General features: G+C 62.9%; 21 protein-coding genes. 10 read left to right on the top strand and 11 right to left on the bottom strand.

Features of this window, described 5'->3' with window-relative positions; translation table 11 throughout:
• Window positions 1-20 precede the first annotated feature (20 nt).
• The 5 genes from JQ641_RS27160 to JQ641_RS27140 form a co-directional block, all read right to left on the bottom strand.
• Window positions 21-836, bottom strand: a complete 816-nt coding sequence (locus JQ641_RS27160) for an ABC transporter permease (protein ID WP_211998943.1) — start codon at window positions 834-836, stop codon at window positions 21-23.
• The gene (locus JQ641_RS27155; RefSeq protein WP_211998942.1) at window positions 826-1,794 is read right to left on the bottom strand and encodes an ABC transporter permease; all 969 of its coding nucleotides are present in this window, start codon (window positions 1,792-1,794) and stop codon (window positions 826-828) included. The genes JQ641_RS27160 and JQ641_RS27155 overlap by 11 nt, the downstream gene beginning before the upstream one ends.
• The gene (locus JQ641_RS27150; RefSeq protein ID WP_211999018.1) at window positions 1,791-2,789 is read right to left on the bottom strand and encodes an ABC transporter ATP-binding protein; all 999 of its coding nucleotides are present in this window, start codon (window positions 2,787-2,789) and stop codon (window positions 1,791-1,793) included. Before JQ641_RS27150 ends, JQ641_RS27155 begins: the two co-directional genes overlap by 4 nt.
• Window positions 2,790-2,941: 152 nt before the next feature.
• Window positions 2,942-4,099, bottom strand: coding sequence for an ABC transporter substrate-binding protein (locus tag JQ641_RS27145; protein WP_211998941.1), 1,158 nt, complete (start codon window positions 4,097-4,099; stop codon window positions 2,942-2,944).
• A 131-nt stretch (window positions 4,100-4,230) separates the two neighbouring features.
• Window positions 4,231-5,142 carry a LysR family transcriptional regulator gene (locus JQ641_RS27140; RefSeq protein ID WP_211998940.1) on the bottom strand — a complete coding sequence of 304 codons (912 nt, stop codon included), beginning with the start codon at window positions 5,140-5,142 and terminating at the stop codon, window positions 4,231-4,233.
• Between JQ641_RS27140 and JQ641_RS38530 the strand changes: the two genes are divergently transcribed.
• Entirely contained in the window at window positions 5,132-5,260 is a 129-nt protein-coding gene (locus JQ641_RS38530; protein ID WP_283815222.1) for a hypothetical protein, read from the top strand. The two genes, JQ641_RS27140 and JQ641_RS38530, sit on opposite strands and share 11 nt — an antisense overlap.
• 138 nt (window positions 5,261-5,398) lie before the next feature.
• On the opposite strand, the gene JQ641_RS27135 is transcribed toward JQ641_RS38530, so the two are convergent.
• Complete coding sequence (locus JQ641_RS27135) at window positions 5,399-6,190, bottom strand: formylglycine-generating enzyme family protein (protein ID WP_249150734.1); 792 nt, start codon at window positions 6,188-6,190, stop codon at window positions 5,399-5,401.
• 306 nt (window positions 6,191-6,496) lie between these two features.
• Between JQ641_RS27135 and JQ641_RS27130 the strand changes: the two genes are divergently transcribed.
• The 8 genes from JQ641_RS27130 (at window position 6,497) to JQ641_RS27095 (ending at window position 17,689) form a co-directional block, all read left to right on the top strand.
• Window positions 6,497-7,423, top strand: a complete 927-nt coding sequence (locus tag JQ641_RS27130; protein ID WP_349628628.1) for a DUF4399 domain-containing protein — start codon at window positions 6,497-6,499, stop codon at window positions 7,421-7,423.
• Between the two features lie 24 nt (window positions 7,424-7,447).
• Window positions 7,448-9,550, top strand: coding sequence for a caspase family protein (locus tag JQ641_RS27125; protein ID WP_211998939.1), 2,103 nt, complete (start codon window positions 7,448-7,450; stop codon window positions 9,548-9,550).
• Between the two features lie 228 nt (window positions 9,551-9,778).
• Window positions 9,779-10,795, top strand: a complete 1,017-nt coding sequence (locus JQ641_RS27120; protein ID WP_211998938.1) for a Gfo/Idh/MocA family protein — start codon at window positions 9,779-9,781, stop codon at window positions 10,793-10,795.
• A gap of 42 nt (window positions 10,796-10,837) precedes the next feature.
• The gene (locus JQ641_RS27115) at window positions 10,838-11,986 is read left to right on the top strand and encodes a DegT/DnrJ/EryC1/StrS family aminotransferase (protein ID WP_211998937.1); all 1,149 of its coding nucleotides are present in this window, start codon (window positions 10,838-10,840) and stop codon (window positions 11,984-11,986) included.
• Window positions 11,987-12,083: 97 nt separating this feature from the next.
• The gene (gene murJ, locus JQ641_RS27110) at window positions 12,084-13,610 is read left to right on the top strand and encodes a murein biosynthesis integral membrane protein MurJ (protein WP_211998936.1); all 1,527 of its coding nucleotides are present in this window, start codon (window positions 12,084-12,086) and stop codon (window positions 13,608-13,610) included.
• 68 nt (window positions 13,611-13,678) lie between these two features.
• On the top strand, window positions 13,679-15,985 hold the full coding sequence (locus JQ641_RS27105) for a xanthine dehydrogenase family protein molybdopterin-binding subunit (protein WP_211998935.1): 2,307 nt from the start codon (window positions 13,679-13,681) through the stop codon (window positions 15,983-15,985).
• A 107-nt stretch (window positions 15,986-16,092) separates the two neighbouring features.
• The gene (locus tag JQ641_RS27100; RefSeq protein WP_211998934.1) at window positions 16,093-16,542 is read left to right on the top strand and encodes a c-type cytochrome; all 450 of its coding nucleotides are present in this window, start codon (window positions 16,093-16,095) and stop codon (window positions 16,540-16,542) included.
• A gap of 220 nt (window positions 16,543-16,762) precedes the next feature.
• Window positions 16,763-17,689 (top strand): c-type cytochrome, encoded by a 927-nt coding sequence (locus JQ641_RS27095; protein ID WP_211998933.1) that lies wholly within the window; start codon window positions 16,763-16,765, stop codon window positions 17,687-17,689.
• A gap of 202 nt (window positions 17,690-17,891) precedes the next feature.
• Here the strand turns inward: JQ641_RS27095 and JQ641_RS27090 are convergent, their stop codons facing one another.
• From JQ641_RS27090 to JQ641_RS27070, 5 genes are all read right to left on the bottom strand, one after another.
• Window positions 17,892-19,034 carry a TAXI family TRAP transporter solute-binding subunit gene (locus JQ641_RS27090; protein ID WP_502755001.1) on the bottom strand — a complete coding sequence of 381 codons (1,143 nt, stop codon included), beginning with the start codon at window positions 19,032-19,034 and terminating at the stop codon, window positions 17,892-17,894.
• A 314-nt stretch (window positions 19,035-19,348) separates the two neighbouring features.
• Window positions 19,349-20,458 carry an ABC transporter ATP-binding protein gene (locus JQ641_RS27085; protein WP_211998931.1) on the bottom strand — a complete coding sequence of 370 codons (1,110 nt, stop codon included), beginning with the start codon at window positions 20,456-20,458 and terminating at the stop codon, window positions 19,349-19,351.
• 25 nt (window positions 20,459-20,483) lie between these two features.
• Window positions 20,484-22,199, bottom strand: a complete 1,716-nt coding sequence (locus JQ641_RS27080) for an ABC transporter permease (RefSeq protein ID WP_211998930.1) — start codon at window positions 22,197-22,199, stop codon at window positions 20,484-20,486.
• A gap of 157 nt (window positions 22,200-22,356) precedes the next feature.
• On the bottom strand, window positions 22,357-23,679 hold the full coding sequence (locus JQ641_RS27075) for an ABC transporter substrate-binding protein (protein ID WP_211998929.1): 1,323 nt from the start codon (window positions 23,677-23,679) through the stop codon (window positions 22,357-22,359).
• A gap of 56 nt (window positions 23,680-23,735) precedes the next feature.
• Window positions 23,736-23,981, bottom strand: a complete 246-nt coding sequence (locus tag JQ641_RS27070) for an Lrp/AsnC ligand binding domain-containing protein (protein ID WP_192737765.1) — start codon at window positions 23,979-23,981, stop codon at window positions 23,736-23,738.
• Between the two features lie 186 nt (window positions 23,982-24,167).
• Here JQ641_RS27070 and thiD point away from each other — a divergent pair, with 186 nt between their 5' ends.
• The gene (gene thiD, locus JQ641_RS27065; protein ID WP_349628627.1) at window positions 24,168-24,968 is read left to right on the top strand and encodes a bifunctional hydroxymethylpyrimidine kinase/phosphomethylpyrimidine kinase; all 801 of its coding nucleotides are present in this window, start codon (window positions 24,168-24,170) and stop codon (window positions 24,966-24,968) included.
• Window positions 24,969-25,017: the final 49 nt, after the last annotated feature.

Genomic DNA, 25,017 nt, shown 5'->3' with positions numbered 1-25,017 from the left:
CAGTCTCCTTTCTGCATTTTTTATTTGCCCGCGCCCGAGACTTGATCGCCCTCGCGCGTCACGTAGTAGGCGGCGACGATCGGGATCAGCGTCACGAGCACCACAACCATCGCCACCACGTTCGTGACCGGCCGCTGACGCGGCCGCACGAGTTCTTCCAGCATCCAAATCGGCAGTGTCTGTTGCTGCCCAGCCGTGAAGGTGGTGACAATCACCTCGTCAAACGACAGCGCAAAGGCCAACATCCCGCCCGCGAGCAGCGCCGTACCGATATTCGGCAGAACGACATGGCGGAACGTCTGAAAGCCGTCGGCGCCGAGATCGTACGATGCCTCGATCAGCGAGCCGGACGTGCGGCGGAAGCGCGCGACCGCGTTATTGTAGACGACGACCACGCAGAACGTGGCGTGGCCGAGCACGATGGTCCACGTTGAGAACGGAATATCCATCAGCGAGAAGGCCGACCGCAACGAGATACCGGTGATGATGCCGGGCAACGCGATCGGCAGGATGATGAGGAGTGATATGACCTCGCGGCCGAAAAAGCGCGAGCCGCTCACCGCAGCAGCGCACAATGTTCCGAGCACGATCGCGATCAGGGTTGCGATCGCCGCGACTTTCACGGACACCGTCAGCGCCTCCCAAACGTCGGGCCGATTCCAGGTTACCCCGAGCCACTGTGTCGTAAAGCCGGGCGGCGGCCATTGGTAGGTTTTGTCTTCAGTGGTGAATGCGTACACAAAGATCAGGAGAATCGGCATGTGCAAGAACAGAAGGCCGCAGGCGGTCGCCACCTTCAGCCCGAACGGCGCGGATGCTTCGCGATCAGATCGCATCGAACGCCCCCATGCGCTTGGCCATCCACAGATAGAGGCCCATGACCACGATCGGCACGACAGTGAATGCGGCGGCGAGCGGGATGTTTCCGGCTGTTCCCTGATGGGCGTAGACAGCCTGTCCGATGAACAGGTGCGAGGTGCCGATGATTTTCGGAATGATATAGTCGCCAAGCGTCAGAGAGAACGTAAAGATCGATCCTGCGGCGACGCCCGGCAACGCCAGCGGGAAGATCACGTTCCAGAAACTACGCCCTGGCGAGGCTCCCAGATCGGCCGACGCCTCGATGAGGCTCACGGGAATGCGCTCAATTGACGCCTGGATTGGCAAGATCATGAAAGGCAGCCAGACATAGACGAAAACGATGAACGTGCCCGTGGACGACACCGACAACGAGTTGCCGCCGACGATCGGCAGCGCCAGCCAGGCCTCGAGCAGGCCCGTCAGGTGCAGCTTTGCAAGAGCCCAGTTGAGAATGCCTTCCTTGGCGAGGATGAGTTTCCAGGCATAGATCTTGACCAGATAGCTCGACCACAGCGGCAGCATGATTCCGAGATAGAACAATGCCTTCCACTTGCCGCGGGCGTACCGGGCCGCATAGTAGGCGATTGGAAACGCGACGACGGCGGACGCGATCGTCACCAGCGTGGCCATCACGACGGTACGAATCATGATGTCCAGGTTGGAGGGCTGCAGCAGTTCGCCGTAGGTTTTCAGCGTGAACTCACGCTTGATCATCCCCGAATATTCATCGATCGCGAAGAAGCTCTGCAGCAGAAGCGCAAACAGCGAGCCGAGGTAGACAATGCCGAGCCACAGAACCGGCGGCAGAAGCATGAGAAACAGCAGCAGCTTCGGCTTGCGCCAGAACAGATCGGACAGGGCGCCCAGCACGCCGTTGCGCGCGGCGAGAACCGCCGGCGGGCTCCGATCGCTCAGCGCAACCGAATCGCTCATGCGTCGGCCTCCATCACATGGAGTGCGTTGGCGCCAAAGGAAAGGACGACGTCCGCTCCCTGCTCTGGCACGGTCACGCCGGCCGGTACCGTCGCATGCAGCCGCAATCCTTCCGCGTCCAATCCGAGGCGCGTCGCCGCGCCGATATAGCTCACCGACACCACGCGCGCCGGGATGCCTGTGCCGTTGGTCTGGGTGCTCACGCGGATCGCCTCCGGCCTTAGGCTTCCCCAGCCGTCACGCTGGCAATGCCGTTTGACGAAGTCCGGAGGCACAACATTGGAGGAGCCGACGAAATCGGCCACGAACCGGGAAGCCGGGCGAGTGTAGATGTCCTGCGGCGTGCCCACTTGCATGATGCGGCCATCGTTGAAGACTGCGACGCGATCCGCCATCGACAGAGCTTCGCCCTGGTCATGCGTCACGAAGATGAAAGTGATCCCGAGCGATTTCTGCAGTGCCTTCAGCTCTTCCTGCATGTTCTCGCGCAGTTTCAGGTCGAGCGCGCCAAGCGGTTCGTCCAGCAGCAGCACCTTGGGTCGGTTGATGAGCGCACGCGCGAGTGCAACGCGCTGGCGTTGCCCTCCGGAAAGCTGCCCAGGCTTACGTGTGCCGTAGCCCGGCAGGCGGACGAGCGCCAGCGCGTCCTCCGCAATCCGTATCCGCTCTGTCTTGGAGACACCTTTCACCTTCAGTCCGTAGGCCACATTGTCCAGCACATTCATATGCGGGAACAGTGCGTAGTCCTGGAACACGGTGTTGACGTTGCGCCGATACGGCGGAACGCCCTCGGCGCGTTCGCCGAAGATCGAAATGGCGCCCGCGGTTGGCTGTTCGAAACCAGCGATGAGGCGAAGACAGGTGGTTTTACCCGACCCGGATGGCCCGAGCATGGCGAAGAACTCACCGGGCTGTACCTCCAGGTCGACCTGGTCGACCGCTTTAACGCTGCCGAAATGGCGCGATACCTTCTCGAATGAAACGGCGGCGATCATGCTTTGCCCGCGTTGCTTGTATGATCCGGCGCTCGGCCTATGGCGCCCGTCGGTGGCCAGCACGCGCTTGTGATCTCGTGGCCAGTCGCGGCAACCCTTGAGGGTTCGTCGCGCCTGGCCACCTTTGCCGCGGAGCACCGCGGCATCAGGCTTCAACGCCCTCCGATGACGCCGATGTAGTCCGAGACCCAGCGGTAGTAGGGCACGCACTTGTCGTCCTGCGTCGCGCATTTCGTTGTTGGCGTCGTCCAGAAGCGAACCTTCGAGAAGTTGTCGAAGCCGTTTGTCGAGCAGCCCTCTTTGGTCTGCATTCCGCGTCCGTCCGTGCACGCCGCCGGAACCGCCGGATTGGCTCCGAACCAGGCCGAGAGGTCGCTCTGCAGGTTGGATGCAAGCGAATGCTCAATCCACATGTATGAGCAGTTCGGATTACGTGAGTCGACGTGCATCATGGTCGTGTCGGCCCACCCGGTGACACCCTCGTCCGGGATCGACGATGCGATTGGTTGATTCTGGCTCTTGAGCAGGTTGACCTGGAATGGCCACGAGCCCGACGCGACAACGCCTTCGTTCTTGAAATCGTCGATTTGGATGAAGGCATCGTGCCAATACCGGCCGACCAGCTTGCGCTGTGCGCGCAAGAGTTCGAGCGAGGCCTTGTACTGCGCTTCGTTCAGCTCATAAGGGCTCTTGATGCCAAGATCGGGCTTGTGCGTCATGAGATAGAGCGCCGCGTCTGCAATGTGGATGGGGCCGTCATAGGCCTGAACGCGCCCCTTGTTCGGTTTGCCATCCGGCAGCGCCATCTCCTCGAATACCACCTTCCAGCTCTTCGGCGGGTCCTTGAAGACTTTGGTGCTGTACATCAGAACGTTCGGCCCCCACATGTAGGGAACGCCGTAGTGCACGCCGTCGACAGTATGCCAAGGCGCCTTCTTGAGGCGATCGTCGACCGTTCCCCAGCTCTTGATGAGGCTGATATTGATCGGTTGCACCCGCTTGCCGGCAACGAGCCGCAATGAGGCGTCGCCGGATGCGGTCACGAGGTCGAAGCCGCCTTCATTCATCAACGCCACCATCTCGTCGGAGGTGTTGGCGGTCTTTACATTGACCTTGCAACCGGAAGCTTGTTCGAATTTTGTAACCCAGTCGAACTTCTTGTCAGTCTCGCCGCGCTCGATATAGCCCGGCCAGGCGACGATGGTGAGTTGCCCTTCGGCCTTCCCGATTTCCTTGATTTGCGCCGCGGACGGATTTGCAAACGCCAGCGCCAACGTAACGCCACTCAGCAATGCGAGTTTCGACTTCATCAACACCTCCCAGGTCCAGGCGGCTGCATTCTCGAGGCAGCACGGTCCTCGCACGGAGCGTGTCGGCAAATGGAACCTTTCGCAAATTCATTTATCAGGGGGCCGGTTTCGCTTTTTCCGATAACGCGCCGTCATGGTCGCTGCCGTGCGCCGCGCTGGCCCTGCGCTATACCTATGAAATCGCGCGCGTTTTGCGTGAGACCTGACCCGCGCCGCCACGTCATGCCGATTTGAACGACCGGCAGGGAGCCGGAGACGTCGCGCGACTCGATGCGATCGCCTTCCAGAGACCAGGGCCGGTAGACAAGATCGGGCAGCAGTGCGAGTCCGGCGCCCGTGGCGACCAGGCTGCGCACCGCCTCGACGGATCGCGTGCGGAAAGCAACCTTGGGGCGGCTTCCGAATGCGGCGAGCAGTTTGCCCGTATTCTCCTCCACCTCATCGATTGTCAGCATGATAAGGGGCTCGGAGATAATGTCTGCAAGCGCGATGCTGTCGGCGCTTGCAAGTGGATGTCCGAGCGGCAGCCACAAACGATAGGGCGAGACTTCGACGATCTCGGCGTCGATGGCGAGGCGGTCGCGCAGGTTGGACACCACCATGACGGCAACATCCAGCTCGCCGCCGATCAGGAGGTGCTCGAGGTAGTCGCCGTTGTCTTCGATGGCGTGGACCTCGACCGACGGAAACGCACGGCGATAGCGCGCCAGAAGATCCGAGAGCACGTAGCCGGCGACGAGCGAGGTAACGCCGAGCTGCAGGCGGCCACCGCGGTTCGAAGCTTGCTCGGAGAAGCTCCTGCGTGCATCGGAGATATCAGTCAGGATGCGCGTCGCGTGGCGCAGCAGCTGATGGCCCTTGTGGGTGATGGACAGGCCGCGCGGATGACGCTCAAACAGCTTGACGTTGAGATCGGCCTCCAGCTCCTTGATCGCCTCGGTGACGGACGATTGCGAGATCGACAGCGCTTGCGCGGCATGGGAAACCGTGCCGGCCTCGGCCACCGCGACAAAGAACTGGAGCTGTCTGATCGTGAAGGCCATGACGGGATTAAGCACCAATATTGCCGCGGAAGAAAGCTCCAGCCGCGAGCGGCAGATCGACGACCACAGCATCAATGCGAGGAATGGCGCCATGCTCTGGTTAGCCAAAGCTGTCTGACCATAGGGAAGCGGGCTGACCACGAAGTCCATCGTGGCGCCTGAGAAAACCGTCAAAGAGCAAAAAAAGGCGTGATCGAGAAAGCGGGTTTATCGTCCCTAGTGCAAACTTGGTTCTGATCGAAGCAGAACCGAAGGACTACTGAACGTCCCGCACGACGCGAAAACCGTTGGCGAAATAGCGCACGTCGAGATCGTAGCGGTAACGCGCCGCCGACGTGACCGTATTGGCCTTGTTGGCGAACGATCCGCCGCGCAGCACGCGCTGACGGCATTGTCCTTGCGTCCAGGCGGAGCCGTCCTTGGGCGCATTCTTGTAATTGTCGTTCCAGCAGTCCTCGACCCATTCGTAAACGTTTCCGGATGTGTCGTAGAGCCCGAAGCCGTTTGGCCGGTAGGATCCGGTCCGCATCGTCCGGCGCAGCGAGTCGCCGCAATTGTCGCAATTGGCGTTCGACTTGCCGACTTCTTTGCCCCACCAGTAGGTGGTCGTGGTGCCGGCGCGCGCCGCATATTCCCACTCGGCCTCGCTCGGCAGGCGGTAGTTGCGGCCGGTCTTCTGCGTCAGCCATAGAACAAACGCCTTGGCGTCCTCCCAGCTCACGTCGATGACCGGCTGATCGCCGCGACCCCAGCCGCGATCGTCCGGCCGGTGCCTGCATTTGCCGTCCGAGACGCACGCATCCCACTCGGCGAAACTGGTTTCGCGCCGTTCGATCGCGAAGTTCTTGGCGATGGTGACCCGGTGCGGCGGTCCCTCGTACGGGTTGTCCTTGCCGCCCATGTCAAACTCGCCTGATGGCACCACCACCATTTCCGGGCAATCCGGACAGTCGCGGAACAGCTCGCCGGGTTCGGGCGGCGCTGCCGACTGGGCGGCGGCCGGTCCGGCAGCGAACAGAAATATCAAAAAAGCAAAAAATCTGAACATCGTACCCTCGGCCTCAATTGCGCCGGTCGTCTTGCGCACCGCCCGTGGTCCATCGTGCCCGCAACACTCCATAAAATCAAAAGTCGCAGTGTCGCTATCGTCAGTTAGTTTTATGGTAATATAATACTCCCGCTCGCCTGATCCCTTCTGCAAATCGATGAGAGCTTGTGCGCAGGGCGTGGTCGGCCCGCGGCAGGGGACGATATTCAATAGGTTAAATCCAGTGTACTATTTCACAGACGTATTACAGTTCTTGAGTTATTTGAGATTTTGGCCGCCGGCCCGTCCTGATTTTAGGAGGCGTGTGTGTTCTCGAAAGTATCGACCGGAATTGCTGTTTCGCTTTTGATGCTGGCAGGAACGATCGGAACGAGCCACGGACAGCAAAAGCCGGTTGGCGGTCCTAATCCATCGCCCCCCGGTGCGGCGGTTTACTTTGTTGGTCTTAAGGATGGTCAGACGGTACCGACCACCTTCACCGTGAATTTTGGCCTCAAGGGCATGGGCGTCGCGCCCGCCGGCTCCGACAAGGCGAACGCCGGACACCACCATTTGCTGATCGACACCGAGCTGCCGTCGCTCGATCAGCCGATACCGAGCGACTTCAATCATCTGCATTTTGGCGCGGGGCAAACCGAGGCCGAAGTGACCTTGCCGGAAGGCGAACACACGCTGCAGCTGGTGCTGGGCGACAAGGACCACATTCCCAATACGATCCCGCTGATTTCCGAGCGCATCAAGATTCGCGTGGTTGCGGCCGCTGCGATGCCCGCGGCGTCGACTGCGGCGGCGGCGCCCGCCACGACCACACCCGCCAGCACGGGCCGCAAAAAATCTCCTGATGGGGCCAAGGTATATTTCGTCTTTCCGAAGAACCGCGGCTACGTCACGCCGACGCCGGTCATCCGTTTCGGCCTGATCGGCATGGGCGTTGCACCCGCCGGCTTCGAGAAGGTCAACACCGGTCACCACCATCTGTTGATCGATACCGACGTGCCGAACCTCGATCTGCCGATTCCAGCCGACTTCAATCATCTGCATTTCGGCGCCGGCCAGACCGAAGCCAAGATCACGCTGCCGCTCGGCAAGCATACCCTGCGATTGCTGCTGGCCGACGAGCTCCACATCCCGCACGATCCGCCTTTGCTGTCGGAACCGATCACCGTCACGGTCACCGCCAGCGGCCGTCCGCCTGCAAAGAAGAAGTATCGCAAATATCGTCGCTACTACTAAAGGGGGGCAGTTCCGGAGCCTGATATGAGCACACGTCGTCCGATCTGGATTGCAGCTCTGTATAGTCTCGTGCTGCTGACCTGTTCGATCAGCGTTGCGAAGGCTGACCGGCGCGTTGCGCTGGTGGTAGGCAACTCGAACTACAGCAATGCGAGCCTGTTCCTGGCCAATCCGAAGAACGACGCCACGGACGTTGCCGCGGCACTCCGCGGGGTCGGTTTCGAAGTGTTGCAGGCGATCGACGCCAACAAGCGCGACCTCGACCTGAACATGGCCAAGTTCGCGAGGCTGGCGATCGACGCGGACGCCGCGCTGTTCTATTACGCCGGCCATGCCGTGCAGTATCAGGGCCGCAACTACCTGATGCCGACCGACGCCGAAGTCGAGGACGAGATCAGCTTCCGTTACCAGATGACGCCGCTCGACGACGTGCGCGCCGCGCTCGACCGCGGCGACGGCGTCAAGATCGTGATCCTCGATGCGTGCCGCAACAATCCGGTCGTCAACGCGCTTCGCCGCAAGAAGAAGTCCGGCGACAGCCGCGCCGTCGATGCGGTGCGCGGCGGGCTCGCCAAGATCGACAAGGCCCAAGGCATGGTGGTGGCCTATTCCACCGCGGCGGATGAAGTCGCCGCCGACGGCGATGGCCGCAACAGCCCGTTCACCAGCGCCTTCCTGAAGCGGCTCAAGGAGCCCGGCCTCGAAATCGAACAATTGTTCCGCCGCGTCGCCGCCGACGTCAACGCCCAGACCGGCGGCCGCCAGCGCCCGGAAACCTATGTGTCGCTGCTGAGCAATTACTATCTCAACCAGACCGACCGGATCGCGTTCGACAAGATCAAGGACTCGCCCGATCCCGCCGTGCTGCAGGACTTCATCGCCAAGTTCTCGACGTCGAGTTACGTGCCCGAGGCGCAAAACCGCATCCAGCGCATCGAGGCCGCCATTCGCGAACGCCAGAACCAGGAGGCCCGGCAACGCGAAGCGGCAAGGCTTGCGGAAGAACAGCGCAAGGCCGAACGCGAAGCCGCGCTGCGCAAACTGGCCGAGCAGGAAGAGGCGCTGCGCAAGCAGGAGACCCTTCGCGCGCAGGCGGCAGCCGAGAAAGTCCGCAAGGAGCGCGAGGCCGCCCAGGCGCAGGAAGAGCAGCGCTTGCGGCTCGTGGCCGAAAAAGAGCGCAAGGAGCGGGAAGCTGCAAAGGCCCAGGAAGAGCAGCGCGTGAAGCTCGCGGCCGAGCGGGAACGCAAGCTGCGTGAAGAGGCTGCGCAATTGCTGGCCGAGCAGGCCCGGACCAAGATCGCCGCCATCGACCGGAAGGAGCCGACCAGTCCGTCGCTCGCCGGCATATCGACCGACATCCGGACGCTGCCGCCGCCGACTGAGGCCGCGCCGTCGTTTGCCGACCCCTGTGATCGCGACGGGGCGATGCTGGCGCAGTTGCGCAGCAACCCGTCGCTCGAGGCGGTCACCGAATTGGAGCGGAGCCTGAGCTGCGAGAAATTGCGTGCCCAGATCCTGCGGTTGCGGGAAAGCCTGTCGGCGGTCGCCAATGTGGCGCCGGCCATCGCTGCCCAGAGCAAGCCGATCGTGGAAAAAACTGCGCCGCCGCCGGCCGTGGTTATTGCGCCGCCGCCGCCGGCTGCGCCGAAACAGGAAGCTGCCCCGAAGCCGCCGGAACCGCCGAAGGTTGCCGTTGCGACTGTCGCGCCGGCACCCGAATGCAAAAAGGACGAAGCCAGGCTTGCCAAGATCCGCGCCAACCCCTCGCACGCCGATCTGGCCGCGCTGGAGCGTGACCTCGGCTGCGAGCGGTTGCGCCCGCAAATCGTGCGCTTGCGCGAGAGCCTGCCCAAGGAATCGGCGAAGGAGGCGACGAAACCGGACGAGCCGGCGGTTGCCGCTAATCCGCCAACCCTTCAATCCGCTCAGTCCGCGCCATCAGGGGCGAAGCCGGCGCAGCCCGCGCCGATTGTCCAGGTCCGAAGCTGTGACGAGGAGAGGGCCACCTTGGCCAAGCTGCGCGCCAGCCAGTCACGCGAGGATGTGGTTCGATTCGAGCGCGAACTCGCCTGCGAGCAGTTGCGGCCTCAGGTCATCCGGCTGCGGGAAAGCCTGTCCGGCGGTTAGTCCGGACGGGCTCCCACAGCCCTCGGCCAAGCACTTAATTCCTCCATATTGCGGTGGCCTAAGCCCCCTATGAGCCCCGCCAATGCGCCTCTGTCGGTGTTCTCCGGGCTGTAACTCTTTGAATCAAAACGTGTCCGGATAGAGAGGATGGCGTTCGCCACATTTGTGGCGGCGTGCTAGAGAACCGCCGGGGCAATACTGGGGGATTGGTTTGTTGGGGTCTACAATATGAGTTCCAAAGGGTCCGGGTCGGATACGAAAGCCGGCGCCACGCCTGAATTGCGCGTTGGCGTGATCGGTGCCGGCGTGATGGGCAGCAACCATGCCCGCGTGCTGGCGGGGCTGCCTGGCGTCAGGCTGGTCGGCATCGTCGATCCGCTGCCGGAACACCGCGCGCGCGCCACCGAATTCGCAGGCTGCCGTGCTTTCGAAAGCCTCGAAGAATTGCTGGCCGAGGGCGTCGATGCGGTCACGATCGCGGCCCCGACCCATCTGCATCATGAGGTCGCGCTCGCCTGCATCGCGCGCAAGATCCATATTCTGGTCGAGAAGCCGATTGCGCCCACGGTCGAGGAGGGGCGGGACATCGTCGACGCCGCGCAGCGCGCCGGGGTCACGCTGATGGTCGGCCATGTCGAGCGCTTCAATCCGGCGGTCGCGGCGATCAAGCAGGCGATCTCGGGCGAGGACATCCTTTCCATCGGCATCACGAGGGTCGGGCCGTTTCCGCCGCGGATGTCGAATGTCGGCGTCGTCATCGATCTGGCCGTGCACGATATCGACCTGATCCGCTGGTTCACCGAATCCGACATCGTCGAGGTGCAGCCGCAGCTCTCCAGCGCGATCGCCGAGCGCGAGGACATCGCGCTGCTGCAGTTCCGCACCGCCTCGGGCGTGCTCGCCCATATCAACACCAACTGGCTGACGCCGTTCAAGGCGCGCAACGTCACGGTCGCGACCCGCGGCAAATATGTGATGGGCGACCTGCTCACGCGTCAGGTGACGGAGTGCTTCGGCTTCAAGCCCGACGGCAGCTATTCGATGCGTCATCTGCCGGTCGGCCATGACGAGCCGCTGCGCGCCGAACTGATCGCGTTCCTCGATGCCGTCCGGTCAGGCAATGTGCCGGCTGTTACCGGCGACGAGGGTGTGGCCAGCCTCGAAATCGCGATCCGCTGCCTCGAAGCGCCGGCCCGGCCCGCGGCTTCCTCCGCGCGCAAGGGTCCACGCCGCGTCGCCGGCTGATCTTGACCGGCAGCCAGTCGGACCAATCAATAAGAGGGTTACATGAACCAACATATGCCAGCCCAATCCATCGCGTTCACTGACATCGTCGCGCAGCGGCGCAGTCTTGGAAGCCGCATCGACGATGCCGTTGCGCGGGTATTGGAGCATTGCCAATTCATCAATGGGCCGGAAGTCGCCCGTCTGGAGGCAGATCTCGCGGCTTACTGTGGCGCGAAGCACGTGGTGGCGTGCGCGAGCGGAACGGATGCATTGCTCATGGTGCTGCTCGCCAGGAAAGTTGGCCCAGGCGACGCCGTGTTTTGCCCGTCTTTTACCTTCTGTGCGACGGGGGAAGTCGTTGCACTTCTCGGCGCGACCCCGGTTTTCGTCGACGTAAACGAAGAGACATTCAACATCGACATCGCTTCGTTGAAGGACGGGATTTCTGTCGCGAAGAAAATGGGACTCAAGCCAAGGGCAATCATTCCGGTCGATCTGTTCGGGCAGCCGGCCGACCATGACGCGCTTGCCGAGGTCGCCGAAGCAGAGAAATTGTTCGTCCTCGATGATGCTGCCCAGAGCTTTGGCGCATCGTACAAGGGACAACCGCTGGGGACGTTCGGTCTTGCAACCGCGACCAGCTTCTTTCCCGCCAAGCCGCTGGGCTGCTATGGCGATGGAGGCGCGATCTTTACCGATGATGCCGAACTGGCGGAGACATTGCGAAGCGTACGCGTGCACGGCCAGGGGTCCGACAAGTACGACAACGTCAGACTCGGGCTGACGGCGCGAATCGATACGATTCAGGCGGCGATCCTGATTGAAAAGCTGAAGATATTTCCCGGCGAGATCGCGGCCCGGGACGCTGTTGCCAAGCGCTACAATGCGGGGCTGGGCAATATGGTGATCGTGCCTCGCGTGCAGCAGAACTGCACCTCGGTATGGGCGCAATACACGGTTCGCCTTCCAGGCGGCGGTCGCGATGAGGTAGCCAGCGCGCTCAAAGCGCAGGGCATTCCGACAGCGATCTATTATCCGAAGTCGTTGCACCAGCAGACGGCCTATCGCAACTTCCCGGTGGCCGAAGCTGGCCTGGCGGTCAGCGAGAGGCTTTCCGGCGAAGTGCTCAGCCTGCCGATGCACGCCTATCTGGATGAAGCGACGCAGGACCGGGTCATCGCAGCGGTGCGCGGCGCGGTTTCTGCCTGAGTTGGCGCGATAGCATTCGCGTGAAGAAGGCGCGTCGATACAAATATAGTTCTCGGTTCTGATGCAATCAGAACCGAATATGCGCTAGAAGCGGCTCATGCTTGGGCGCATTTTCACCGTCGGCGGCTATACGCTTCTTTCGCGCGTGACCGGTTTTGCGCGCGACATCATGCTCGCGGCGATCCTCGGTGCCGGGCCGGTCGCGGACGCGTTCTTCGTGGCGCTGCGGCTGCCCAATCATTTTCGCGCCATCTTCGCCGAAGGCGCCTTCAACGCCGCGTTCGTGCCGGCCTATGCCCATCTTCACGGGCAGAACGCAACCTCGGCAAAATTGTTCGCCGATCGCATCTTCACGCTGTTGTTCGGCGCCCAGATCGTGCTGCTCGTGCTGGCGTGGCTGTTCATGCCGCAGGTGATCGGCCTCCTGGCGCCGGGATTCTCCGACGATCCGGCGCGCGGCGAACTGGCGATTGCGCTGACGCGGATCACCTTTCCATATTTGCTGCTGATCACGCTGGTGACGCTTTACGGCGGCATGCTCAACGTCATGCATCGCTTTGCCAGCGCGGCGGCGGCGCCGATCTTTCTCAATCTGTCGATGATGGCGACATTGGCGCTGGCCGCGTTCTTTCCGGGCGCCGGCTATGCCGCCGCGTGGGGCGTGCTGATCGCCGGCATCCTCGAATTCCTGCTGCTGGCGGGCGATGCGGCAAAGAACGGCATCCTGCCGAAATTCAGCATGCCCCGGCTCGATAACGACGTCCGCGCCTTCTTCCGCGCGCTGGGGCCGGCGACCATCGGCTCGATGGGAACGCAGGTGGCGCTGTTCGCCGACACCATCATCGCGACGTTTCTCGCCGCCGGCGCGTTGTCGGCGCTGTATTATGCCGACCGCCTCAACCAGTTGCCGATCGGCGTGATCGGGATCGCGATCGGCACGGTGCTGCTACCGGAAATGTCGCGGCGGTTGACGGCGCAAGACCATGCCGGGGCCGCCAAGGCGCAGCGGCGGGCGTTCAATTTCACGCTGTTGTTTTCGATACCGTTCGTCGCCGCGTTCCTCACGGTGCCTGACGTGATCATGCGCGCGATGTTCGCGCGCGGCGCGTTCTCGAAAGCCGATGCCGCGGCGGCGGGCGCGACACTGGCGGCTTATGCCGTCGGCCTCATTCCCTTCGTGATGATCCGCAGCGCGGTCGCCACCTTCTATGCCCGCAAGGACACCGCGACGCCGGTCAAGGCAGCGCTGACCGGCGTTGCCGTCAACGTCGCCCTGAAAGTCGCGCTGATGGGGTCGCTCGCCCAGATCGGCCTCGCGCTCGCCACCGCGATCGGCGCCTGGGTCAATCTGCTGCTGGTACTCGGTTTTGCGGTGCGAAGAGGATTTCTCGAGCTGGACCGCGAGTGGCTCAGATCGCTCGCCAAGTTCGCGATATCCGGCGTCGTGCTTGCTGCAGCCCTTTGGCTGACCGCGTATTTCGCCAACATTTATTTCGCGCAATTGAGCTCATTCCGCGACGAGCTCGCATTGCTGTTACTTATGGTCAGCGGCATCTTTGTCTATGGTGTTTCGATCCTCGTCCTGTTCGGCAGAGGCTGGATTTTCTCGCTGATCCGCGGCTAAACCCGTTTGCGCTTGCCGGCGAACCACGCCAATATGGCGCGAATACCAATCAGGCTATTGGAGATACGATGGCAGCTCCCATCAAGTTCGGCGTCGGTCATAGCGTCCGCCGCAAGGAAGACGATGCGCTCATTCGCGGCAAGGGCCGCTACACTGACGACGTCTCGCCGTCTTCCGCGATGCATGCGCTGATGCTGCGCTCGCCGCATGCGCATGCGAAGTTCACCATCAACGTCACCAAGGCCCGCGGCATGCCCGGGGTCGGCGCGGTCCTGATCGCCGACGACGTCAAGGATCTCGGCGATCTGCCCTGCCTGTTCAATTTCGAAGTCGATCCGTTTACCGGACCTCCGTACCCGATCCTCGCCAGGGATGAAGTCCGCCACGTCGGCGATTCCATCGCCTTCGTGGTCGCCGACACCATCGACCATGCCCGCGATGCGATCGAGGCGATCGAGGTCAACTGGACGCCGCTGCCGGCGGTGGTCGGCCTCGTCAACGCCGTCAAGAAAGGCGCGCCGCAGGTCTGGCCCAATCACGCCGGCAACTTGCTGTTCGACGTGCCGATCGGCGACAAGGCGGCAACCGAGGCTGTGTTTGCAAAAGCGCATGCGGTCGCCGAAGTGTCGATCGTCAATCCGCGCGTCATCACCAACTTCATGGAAACGCGCGCCGCGGTCGCCGAATACGACGCCAAGAAGGATCATCTGACGCTGACGATTGGCAGCCAGGGCAGCCATCGCCTGCGCGAGATCATCGGCGGGATGGTGCTCAAGATGCCGCTGGAAAAGATGCGCGTGATCTGCCCCGACGTCGGCGGCGGCTTCGGCACCAAGCTGTTTCCTTACCGCGAATATGCGCTGATCTCGGTCGCGGCGAAACGGCTGAAGAAGACCATCAAATGGACCGCCGACCGCTCCGATCACTTCGTGGGTGACGCGCAGGGGCGCGACAACGTTACGGTCGCGAAGATGGCGCTCGCCGAGGACGGCAAGTTCCTGGCGATGGACGTCGACCTGATGGGCGACATGGGCGCGTATCTGTCGACCTTCGGTCCCTACATTCCGCATGGCGGCGCCGGCATGCTGCCCGGCCTCTACGATATCCAGACCTTCCACTGCCGTGTCCGCACCGTGTTCACCAACACCGTGCCGGTCGATGCCTATCGCGGTGCGGGCCGCCCCGAGGCGGCTTACGTGATCGAGCGGCTGGTGGACGCCTGCGCACGCAAACTCGGCATGACGCCCGATGCGATCAGGCGCAAGAATTTCATCCCGCCGAAGGCCCTGCCATACAAGACCGTGACCGGCAAGGTTTACGACTCCGGCGATTTCACCGCGCATATGAAGCGCGCGATGGAAGTCGCCAACTGGAAGGAGTTTCCCAAGCGCGCCAAGGCCGCCAAGAAGGCCGGGCTGGTGCGCGGCATTGGCCTTGCAAGCTATGTCGAGATCTGCGGCACCATGGGCGACGAGACCGCCAATGTGGCGCTCGATCCCAATGGCGACGTCACCATCCTGATCGGCACCCAGTCGAGCGGGCAGGGCCATCAGACCGCCTATGCGCAGTTGATCGCCGAACAGTTCGGGCTGCCGCCCGAGCGCGTGCACATCGTGCAGGGCGACACCGATAGAGTTGCCACCGGCCTTGGCACCGGCGGTTCGGCCTCGATCCCGACCGGCGGCGTCAGCGTGCAGCGTGCGGCCCACGACCTCGGCGGCAAGTTGAAGGAGATCGCGGCCGAAGCACTGGAAACCAGCGCTGCCGACCTCGAGATCAGCGACGGCCGAATCCGGATCGCCGGCACCGACCGCTCGGTGAGCTTCGCCGATCTGGCGAAACGTCCTGATGTCGATCCGTCAAAGCTGAATGCGAGTGCGACCTTCAACCAGGCCGACGGCACCTATCCGAACGGCACCCATCTGGCCGAAGTCGAGATCGATCCGGCCACCGGCATCATCAAGATCGTCAACTACGTCATCGTCGACGATTTCGGGGTGACGCTCAATCCGCTGCTGCTCGCCGGCCAGGTCCATGGCGGCGCGATGCAGGGGATCGGCCAGGCCCTGATGGAGCAGGCGGTATTCGGCAGCGACGGCCAGCTCGTCACCGGGACCTTCATGGATTATGCGATGCCGCGCGCGGCCGACGGCCCGTCCTTCCACTTCGAGACCCACAACGTTCCCTGCACCACCAATCCGCTCGGCGTGAAGGGCGCGGGCGAGGCCGGTGCGATCGGCTCCTGCCCGGCGGTGGTCAATGCGATCGTCGAGGGGCTGTGGCGCGAATACGAGATCGACCACATCGACATGCCGGCGACCGCCGAGCGGGTCTGGATCGCCATCCGGGAGGCACAGCGCCGGCATAACCTCTGATATTTTGTCGCAGCTGGAATGATTCTAAGTTTATGGTGTTATGAGGCCTGGGCGCGGTCCGTGGGGACCGCGCGCTGGTTTGTGTCATAAACAAAGGGATATGGCGAATGAAACGGGTTTTGGTGGTTGCAGGAGCGCTTTTGCTCAGTGTCGGCGCCGTTATGGCACAGCAGGACGTGGTCAAGAAGGACCAGGACGTCATGAAGGCCACCGGCCGGGCCTTGGGCGGCGTGCTGTCGCCGATGTTCAAGGGCGAGAAGCCCTATGATCAGGCCGCCGTCGATGGGGCGATCAAGACGCTCGAAGATACCGCAAAGAACCTGCCGACCATGTTTCCGGCGAGCACCAAGGGCCTGAAGGCCGACGGCGACTACAGCGCCTCGCCCAAGATCTGGGAAGACAAGGCCGGCTTCGATGCCAAGATCGCAGACTTCGCCAAGGCGGTGAGCGATGCCAAGGCCAAGATCAAGGATGCCGATACACTGAAGGCGAATTTTCCCGGGATCGGCAAGGCATGCGGCGGTTGCCACGAGACCTACCGCGTCAAGAACAGCTAGGCTTTCGGTTGGATCAGACAGGAAGAGGCGGGACGCGTGACGTGTCCGGCCTCTTTCTTTATTCGCCGGCGCGCTCATCAATTCGGTGTGACGCCTGCTACATCGCCTCGGTGTGAAGCTTGCTTCATCACCGTGAGTTGTCGAAACTTCATGGAAGCTTCCGGCCCAAATTGCGTACATACTGGCCGCCATACTGCAACGACCGATGACGGATTGGTGAATGCTGAAACGACTGTTCCTTCTGGCCGTTTTGGCCGCCATCGCCGGGCTTGGCATTTTCTGGTGGCTGACCATACCGGCGGTGGTCGGTGCGAGTTCATTGCCAATCTACACACCTAACCTCGCCAACGGTCTCACAGCGTTCAATGCCGGCGGATGTTCGTCCTGCCACGCCGTGCCGAACCAGCCCGATCGGCTCAAGCTCGGCGGTGGATTGCCGATTCCGTCCCCGTTCGGCACCTTCAACGTTCCCAATATCTCGTCCGATCCCAACGACGGCATCGGCCGATGGAGCGAGGCCGATTTCGTCACCGCCATGCTCAAGGGCACGTCGCCGTCAGGCTTCCATTATTTTCCGGCGTTTCCCTACGCCTCATATGAGCACGCGAAGGTCGAGGACATCAGGGACCTCTTTGCCTATCTGAAGACGTTGGCGCCGGTGGCCGGCAAGGCGCGCGACCATGACGTGCCGTTTCCGTTCAACATCCGCCGCAATGTCGGGGTGTGGAAATTCCTGTTCACGGACGGCAAGCCGTTCACGCCGGACGCCAGCAAATCCGCGCAATGGAATCGCGGCGCCTATCTCGTCAACAGCCTCGGTCATTGTGCGGAGTGCCACAGCCCGCGCAATTTCCTCGGCGGCATCATCGACGCGCAGCGTTTTGCCGGCGGGCCAAATCCGGAAGGCGAGGGCTGGGTGCCCAACATCACGCAGAAGCGGATGTCGGACTGGAGCGCGAAGGATTTCGCCTACTTCCTCGAGAGCGGGATGACGCCGGAGGGCGACACCGCCGGCGGCTCGATGGCGCGCGTGATCCGCAACACCTCGCAATTATCGCCGGAGGACCGCACCGCGATGGCGGAATATCTGAAATCGCTGCCCCCGGTAGAGGGACCGCCGCGGCCGAAGAAGCCGGAGAAGTCCTGACGCGTTTCTCGATGCGAAGTGGCAATTGCATCCGCGAGCGAGCTGCGCTCCCTCTCCCGCTCTTGCGGGGGAGGGCTGGGGTGGGGGTCTATCCACACGACGCAATCCCCGAGTGGAGAGAGCCCCCACCCGGCGCTATGCGCCGACCTCCCCCGCAAGCGGGAGAGGTGACTGAGCCAACCGCGATACCGGTGACATTACATCACTCGAACGTATTGACCATGCCGGCCTTGGCGAGCGCGGCCTTGCGTGCGGCCATCCACTCCTCGGTGAGTTTTGCCGGATCGGAAGCCGGGCTGCCCTTCATGTAGTCGGTCCACGCCGCGATCAGGACTTCCTGCCGCTTGAGCAGTGCGTTGTTGTGCTTCTCCTGGTCGTCGCTCCAGGCGCCCACCTCTTTGAGCGCCTTGACCGCGCCCTTGTGCGTCGGCACCGCCCAGTTCTTTGCCTGCGCCTTCACCGCAAGCCCGCTGGCGCCGGGCGCGTTGTCCTTGAAGCCGTCATAGCCGTCGATCATCGCCTTGGTCAGCATGTAGACCTCGTCTTCGGACTGGCTGCCATAGACGCTGTAGATCGGATACGGATAGGTGCCGACCTCGACCGGCTTTTCCTTGGAAAATTCGCCTGCGCCGCAGGTTGCCTTGTGCTCGGTGAAATACGGGCCGACCTTGCGCATGCGCTCCCATCCTGCCTTGTCGGAGAATGGCATCGCGGGCCAGGTGATGCCGCGCGGCGATGTCTGCAGCTCCTTGGCGGGCCCTGAGATCGTCGAACCGAATACCGCATCGGTGTCGTTGTTGATGATGCCTTTCCACATCGCGTTGTTGCCCGCGAACTCGACGATCTTGACGTCTTTTGCCGTCAGATTGGCGAACGCCAGCACGGCAAGCGCATTCTGGTTGAGCGCGGGAGAACCGACCACGAAGCCGATACGCTTGCCTTTCAGGTCGGCATACGTCTTGACGCCGAGGTCGGCGGCGACCGCCAGCGAAAGGCCGTTGCAGTCGATCGAGCTCAGCGTGATCTGGATCGGCTGCGGTCCCCATTCCCGGGTGGCGAATTCGAACACGCCTTCCTGGGCGAAAAAGACCCCGACGCCCATCGCCGAGATGCTGGCGCGGTTGAGGCGCAGCGGTTGCAGGCGGGCGACGTCGTTGCCGGCGGGCAGCACGCGCGCATCCGAGCCATACTTGTCCTTGAACATCTTGCCGACGGCAACCGTGATGTTGAAGCCGGAGGTGCCCGTGTCATACGCGGTCATCGTCACGTTGGGCGGCAGTTTCACCTGTGCGACCGCCGTCGATGCCGCGACCGCGGTTCCGGTCAGCGCGATGGCCGCAAGCATCATCTTCGGATTGATCATTCATCCCTCCCGTTGCGGCTGACGTTGCAGCCTTGAGACGCTTGTCGCCGATGTTTCCTTGCCCGCGAGCGGACGTCAGCTGGAAACAGGCACTGCGGTTTGGCGCGAATGCTCGCGGATTTCCGCGCTTACTGCAAGGCAGAAGCAGGGGGTACCGATCCGCGTCAGCTTGACGCGTTGCGTTGTCCGAAACGGCGGAGGGTGGCGGCAGGTCCTGATTTGAACCAACTCGCCGTGCCAGTCATTCGCGACCAGATCGAGCCCGCGCCTTTGCACTGATTTCGCGTGGCAACGTTCTAGTCGGAAAGAAAGCGCACCGATCGGGTGGCGATCGCGACGGTCACGGCGGTGCCCACCTCGTGCAGCGCGTCGCCGGCGTGGAAAGGACAATCGACCGCGATATCTGCCGAGCCGGCCCGCACGCCATAGCGCACGCTGGCGCCGAGGAATTCGCGGTAGGTTACCGTGCCGTCGGCGATCGTCCTGTCCGGTCCTGCGCTTTGGCCCGCACCGACGATCGCGCAATCCTGCGGCCGAAACACCATGCGTGCACCCGGGGCCACTTTCCGGTCCGCAGCAATCGGTATCTTCGGGCCGCCGGCCACCTCAAAGGCGCGCGAGACGCCGTCGCCGATCACGCGGCCTTCGACAATGTTGGCCGTGCCGAGAAAATTCGCCACGAACAAATTGGCCGGCTGTTCGTAAAGGTCTTTCGGCGTGCCGACCTGCTGAATGACGCCCTGATTCATCACCGCGATCCGGTCGCAAACCGTGTTGGCCTCTTCCTGGTCGTGGGTGACGAAGATGGTGGTGAGTCCCAGCCGTTGCTGCAGTTCGCGCAGCTCGCGGCGGACCTGTACGCGCAGCTTGGCATCGAGATTGGACAGGGGTTCATCGAGCAGCAGGAGCTTCGGTTCGACCGCGATGGTGCGCGCCAGCGCCACGCGCTGTTGCTGCCCGCCGGAGAGCTGCGCCGGGCGGCGTTGATCGAGGCCGGTGAGTCCGACGAGTTCAAGTGCGGCCGCGACCCGCGGGCCGATCTCGGCGCGCGGCACGCGCTTTTCCTCGAGGCCGAACGCGACATTGCGCGCCACCGTCATATGCGGCCACAGCGCATAGGACTGGAACACCATGCCGATGTCGCGCTTCCATGGTGGCAGAGCGGAGATATCCTTCTCTCCGACCAGCACGCGGCCACTGTCGGCATGGTTGAAGCCGGCGATCAGCCGCAGCAGCGTGGTCTTGCCGCAGCCGGAGGGACCGAGAAACGCAAAGAACTCGCCGGGGCGGATGTCGAGATCGATCGACTTCAAGACGTGATTGTCGCCATAGGACAGATTGACCTGTTCGATCCGAACCCCGACGGCCGGTACGGCGAGCGCTCGATTGGCGGTTGCGGCCGTCATGGTGCTGATAATCCCGACATGAAAATCAATGTCCTGCTTGCGGCATGGCGCGCCCACGCTCGATCACGAAATGCGACAGGACCGTGCAGACCGCGACCAGCAGCACGGCGATGACCCCCAGTGCGGCGCCGGGGCCGCGGCCCGCCGCCGATTGCATCAGCACGTACAGGCCATAGGCCAGCGGCGCATCGGAGTTGGATTGCACCAGCATCAGCGTCGCCGACAGTTCGACGGCGGCGGTAGCAAAGCTTGTGACGAAGCCGGCCAGCATGCCGCCCATCATCAGCGGCGTCACGATCCGGCGCACGGTGCGCAGCTTGGTGGCGCCGAGATTTTCGGCGGCTTCTTCCAGCGATACCGATATCTGCTGCAGCGCTGCGTAGCAGGCGCGCAGCGCATAGGGCAGGCGGCGGATCGCCAGCGCCAGCACGATCACGATCCACAGCGAGGCCAGCGGCGTGCCATCCCACAGTTTCACGCCGTAAAACGCCCGCAAATAACCGATGCCGAGCACGATGCCGGGGACGGCCAGCGCGGCCGAGGCCGCCCAGTCCAGCGCGTCGCGCCCGATCAGTCTGGTGCGCAACACCAGATAGGCGATTGCCGTGCCGAGCACGACGTCGATCAGCCCGGCCAACGAGGCATAGATCAGCGTGTTCTTGATGTAGAGCGAGCTCTCGCCGAAAATTCGCGCGTAATGCGCCATTGTATAGCCGTCCGGCAGCGGCGAGAACGACCACACGGTCGAGAACGACAGCAGCAGCAGGCCGGCATGCGGCGCCAGCACCAGCAGCAGGATCAGCATCACCGTCAGATAGGCGAGCACGCTTTCATACGGCCGCAATTTGCGCCGGGCGAGCCCGCCGCCGCCGCGCTGCACGGTCGAGTAGTCGATGCCGCGGGTCGCCAGCGCCGAGAGTGCCATCGCCGCGACGGAGGCCACGATCAGCACCACCGCGATCACATAGCCCATGGGATCGGCGATCCCGATCGAGGTGACGCGCAGATAGGCCTGCGGCGCCAACATGTCCTTGACGTTCAAAAGCAGCGGCGTGGCGAGATCGTCGAACACCTTGACGAACACCAGCGAGGCGCCGGCGATATAGCCGGGCATCGCAAGCGGAAACACGATGCGGCGGAACAGGCGAAATCCGGACGAGCCGAGATTTTGCGCGGCTTCCTCCATCGAGGCGTCGATGTTGCGCAGCGCCGCCGAGAGGTTGATCAGGATGAACGGAAAATAATGGATCGACTGCACGAAGATGACGCCGTTCAGTCCCTCCATGAACGGGATCTTGAAGCCGAACCAATCATCCAGCAGCAGGTTGACGCTGCCGTTGCGGCCGAAAAACAGCTGCATCGCCACCGCGCCGACGAATGGCGGCATGATCAGCGGCAGAAATCCCAGCGTCTGGATCAGCGCCGTGCCGCGAAAGGCAAAGCGCGAGGTGATGTAGGCGAGCGGCAGCGCCAGGATCGATGCTCCAACCACGGCCATCGCCGAGACGTAGAACGAATTCCAGAATGAACGCAGGAACAAGTCAGTGCGGAAGAAATCGGCGAAATTGACCAAAGTAAACGCGCCGCCGCCCTTTTCGGTGAACGCAACATAGATCACGGTAGCGGACGGCCACACCAGAAACAGCGCGAGAAAAACCGCAATACCGAGCGCCAGCGCGATCTGCCCCGGCGTTGCGGAAAGCCTTGCGCGTGCACGCCCGGTAGGGAGGGCGAGGCTCATGGGCGGTGTCCCCACAACGTCGCCCCGGCGAACGCCGGGACCCATAGCCACTGGCGTCTGTGTTTGAAGAAGGTCGCTGACACCGAAGTTTCACAGCGAGGCCGCGGCGTATGGGTCCCGGCCTTCGCCGGGACGACGCTGAGAGGGCGCCCAAGTATCACTTCGCCAGCTTCGCCGCTTCCTCGGCTTTGGCCTGCGCTTGCGCGTAGCGTTCCTTGGCGAAAACAGCCCATTGTTGTTCCAGTTCGGCCTGCCGCGCGCCTTTCTGCTTGCCGCCGGTGAATGCGCTTGCCGTCTCCTTGGCGGAGGCTGCGGTTTCATCGACCGGCATTGCGGCGATCAACTCGCGCGCCTGCGTGATGAGCGCGCGGGCTTGCGCATTGTCCTTCCTGGCAAGCGCGGCTTCAGCCTCGTGGATCGCCTTGGTTGCGGCCTTCAGCGAATCGAGCTGGAACGAAATCAGCTGGTCGAACAGCACGTCGACGACATCGTTGCGCGCTTCGGACTTGGCGACGTCGAACTTGATCATCGCGTTCAGCCGCGGATCCTTGAAGGGGTTCGGGTAGTCCGCCGGCGCCTTGGCATAGACGTCGGGATTGACGGGGAGGCGGCGGATGCCCGGCTCGAACAGCACTTGCTGCCCGGCCGGCGAGAGCAGGAATTCCACGAAAGCTTCGGCCGCCGCCTTGTTCGGCGCGTTGGCGACGATGCCGACATTGGCCGGCACGATCGTCGTCACCGTCGGATAGATGAACTTCACGGGGAAGCCCGAGGCCTGCGCCGAGAACGCGAAGAAGTCGATCACGATGCCGTAGCCGACCTGCCCGGAATTGACCGCTTCCGGCACCCCGAACGAGCGCTCGGTGATGTTGCGGAAATTGCCGGCCATCGCCTTGATGGTGCCCCACCCCTTGGCCCAGCCTTCGCCCTGCAGCACGGCTTCGACGGTCAGGTGCGTGGTGCCGGAACGCGAGGGGGCGGCGATCGAGACATGGTCGTAATAAACCGGCTTGGCGAGATCCTGCCATTCCCTGGGATCGGGCAGCTTGTTGGCCTTCACGTAGCGCTCGTTCCACATGATGCCGTAGCCGGACGCGGCAAAGCCGAAATAGAAACCGGCGGGATCGTTGATGGGAAATTGTCCGATCTTCTCGGGAATGCCTGATGCCCTGGGCGTGTATTTCTGCAGCAGCCCCTTGCCCTTGAGCACCTCGAACGCATCGGGCGCCGAAGCCCAGAACAGATCGACCTGGTTGCCGGACCTGGTTTCCTCCAGATATTTCACGCCGGCATTGGTGTTTCGGTTCTGCACTTCCAGCGTCACGCCCGGCGTCGCCGTCTCAAACGCCTTCTTGACGGGGTCGGTGACGTCCTTGGCGAAGGAGGTGACGACCGTGACCTTGCCGGCGGGCGCCTGCGCGAACGCCGCGGTCGAGACCAGCGCTGCGCAAAGCGACAGCATCAACAGCCGATGCATCATGTTTCCCCGTTTGCTTGTTCTTGTCGTTGCCGGTGGCCGCGGAAGCGGGCGGGGGCCTAGCTGCCGCCGAACGCCTTGAAGGTGATGATGGTGTGGGTGTCCTGGATGCCGGGAATGACCTGCACCTTCTCGTTGACGAAATGGCCGATGTCGGTGGCGTTGTCGACGTAGAACTTGACCAGCAGGTCGTAATCGCCGGCGGTGGAATAGATCTCCGAGGCGATCTCGGCTTCCGCGAGCGCATTGGCGACCGCATAGGACTGGCCGAGCTTGCATTTGAACTGGACGAAGAAGGGAACCATGGTGTGTCTCCGAAAATGTTGCTCTCAATATAGCGTTTTCGAGCGAAGTGGATACCGGTTCACGCCAGGAAAACGCGTCAGAATCAGAAGGCCAAAAATGCGCCGCCGTGGCAAGCCAACTTGCTGGGAATAGCGGGCCGCGCTAGGACAGTTTATGGCTCCGAACTCTCCCATTCCACGAGGCAGGTGATGACGCCGATCGCGCTGACCATCGCCGGCTCCGATTCGTCCGGCGGCGCCGGAATCCAGGCCGACCTGAAGACGTTTGCCGCGCTCGGCGTCTATGGCGCCTCTGTGATCACGGCGCTGACGGCGCAGAACACGACCGGCGTCAGCGGCATCCATCAGGTGCCGGCGGAGTTCATCACCGCCCAGATCGATGCGGTATTTTCCGATCTCGCCGTCGGCGCGGTCAAGATCGGCATGGTGGCGCAGCCCGCCAGCATCGATGCCATCGTCGCGGGGCTGACGCGCTGGTCGCCGAAGCATGTCGTGCTGGATCCCGTGATGGTCGCGACATCAGGCGATCGCCTGCTGGCTGCGGAAGCCGTCGATGCGCTGCGCACCAGGCTCATTCCGCTCGCCTCGGTCATCACGCCCAATCTGCCGGAAGCCGCGGCCCTGCTCGATGAGCCGATTGCGACGGACGAAGCCGCGGTCGAGAATCAGGGCAAGCGGTTGCTGGCGATGGGCTGCCGCGCGGTGCTGATCAAGGGCGGTCACGGGCAGGGCGCCGAGAGCACCGACTATTTTATCGACGCCGGGAAGACCATCACGTTGGCAGCACCGCGCGTCGCCACCAAAAACACCCACGGCACCGGCTGCTCGCTGTCGTCGGCGATTGCGTCGGGCCTCGCGAAGGGCGAGGACATGGAGACCGCCGTCCGCAACGCCAAGGCCTGGATCAGCGCGGCGATATCAGCCGCGGACCGCTTCAGCGTCGGCCGCGGGCACGGCCCGGTGCATCATTTTCACAAATATTACTGAAGCTGTTTGAGTGAGTAGCCCGCATCAGCGCAGCGACATGCGGGTATCT

The sequence above is a fragment of the Bradyrhizobium sp. JYMT SZCCT0180 genome (assembly GCF_018130165.1).
In the GTDB taxonomy this organism is placed as follows: domain Bacteria; phylum Pseudomonadota; class Alphaproteobacteria; order Rhizobiales; family Xanthobacteraceae; genus Bradyrhizobium.
This window is presented reverse-complemented; position numbering and strand designations above follow the sequence as displayed.

Excerpts from the sequence above, each read along its gene's own strand:
- JQ641_RS27160 (WP_211998943.1), bottom strand. The coding sequence starts at position 836 with ATGCGATCTGATCGCGAAGCATCCGCGCCGTTCGGGCTGAAGGTGGCG.
- JQ641_RS27155 (WP_211998942.1), bottom strand. The coding sequence starts at position 1,794 with ATGAGCGATTCGGTTGCGCTGAGCGATCGGAGCCCGCCGGCGGTTCTC.
- JQ641_RS27150 (WP_211999018.1), bottom strand. The coding sequence starts at position 2,789 with ATGATCGCCGCCGTTTCATTCGAGAAGGTATCGCGCCATTTCGGCAGC.
- JQ641_RS27145 (WP_211998941.1), bottom strand. The coding sequence starts at position 4,099 with ATGAAGTCGAAACTCGCATTGCTGAGTGGCGTTACGTTGGCGCTGGCG.
- JQ641_RS27140 (WP_211998940.1), bottom strand. The coding sequence starts at position 5,142 with ATGGCCTTCACGATCAGACAGCTCCAGTTCTTTGTCGCGGTGGCCGAG.
- JQ641_RS27135 (WP_249150734.1), bottom strand. The coding sequence starts at position 6,190 with ATGTTCAGATTTTTTGCTTTTTTGATATTTCTGTTCGCTGCCGGACCG.
- JQ641_RS27125 (WP_211998939.1), top strand. The coding sequence starts at position 7,448 with ATGAGCACACGTCGTCCGATCTGGATTGCAGCTCTGTATAGTCTCGTG.
- JQ641_RS27120 (WP_211998938.1), top strand. The coding sequence starts at position 9,779 with ATGAGTTCCAAAGGGTCCGGGTCGGATACGAAAGCCGGCGCCACGCCT.
- JQ641_RS27115 (WP_211998937.1), top strand. The coding sequence starts at position 10,838 with ATGAACCAACATATGCCAGCCCAATCCATCGCGTTCACTGACATCGTC.
- murJ (WP_211998936.1), top strand. The coding sequence starts at position 12,084 with ATGCTTGGGCGCATTTTCACCGTCGGCGGCTATACGCTTCTTTCGCGC.
- JQ641_RS27105 (WP_211998935.1), top strand. The coding sequence starts at position 13,679 with ATGGCAGCTCCCATCAAGTTCGGCGTCGGTCATAGCGTCCGCCGCAAG.
- JQ641_RS27100 (WP_211998934.1), top strand. The coding sequence starts at position 16,093 with ATGAAACGGGTTTTGGTGGTTGCAGGAGCGCTTTTGCTCAGTGTCGGC.
- JQ641_RS27095 (WP_211998933.1), top strand. The coding sequence starts at position 16,763 with ATGCTGAAACGACTGTTCCTTCTGGCCGTTTTGGCCGCCATCGCCGGG.
- JQ641_RS27090 (WP_502755001.1), bottom strand. The coding sequence starts at position 19,034 with ATGCTTGCGGCCATCGCGCTGACCGGAACCGCGGTCGCGGCATCGACG.
- JQ641_RS27085 (WP_211998931.1), bottom strand. The coding sequence starts at position 20,458 with ATGACGGCCGCAACCGCCAATCGAGCGCTCGCCGTACCGGCCGTCGGG.
- JQ641_RS27080 (WP_211998930.1), bottom strand. The coding sequence starts at position 22,199 with ATGAGCCTCGCCCTCCCTACCGGGCGTGCACGCGCAAGGCTTTCCGCA.
- JQ641_RS27075 (WP_211998929.1), bottom strand. The coding sequence starts at position 23,679 with ATGATGCATCGGCTGTTGATGCTGTCGCTTTGCGCAGCGCTGGTCTCG.
- JQ641_RS27070 (WP_192737765.1), bottom strand. The coding sequence starts at position 23,981 with ATGGTTCCCTTCTTCGTCCAGTTCAAATGCAAGCTCGGCCAGTCCTAT.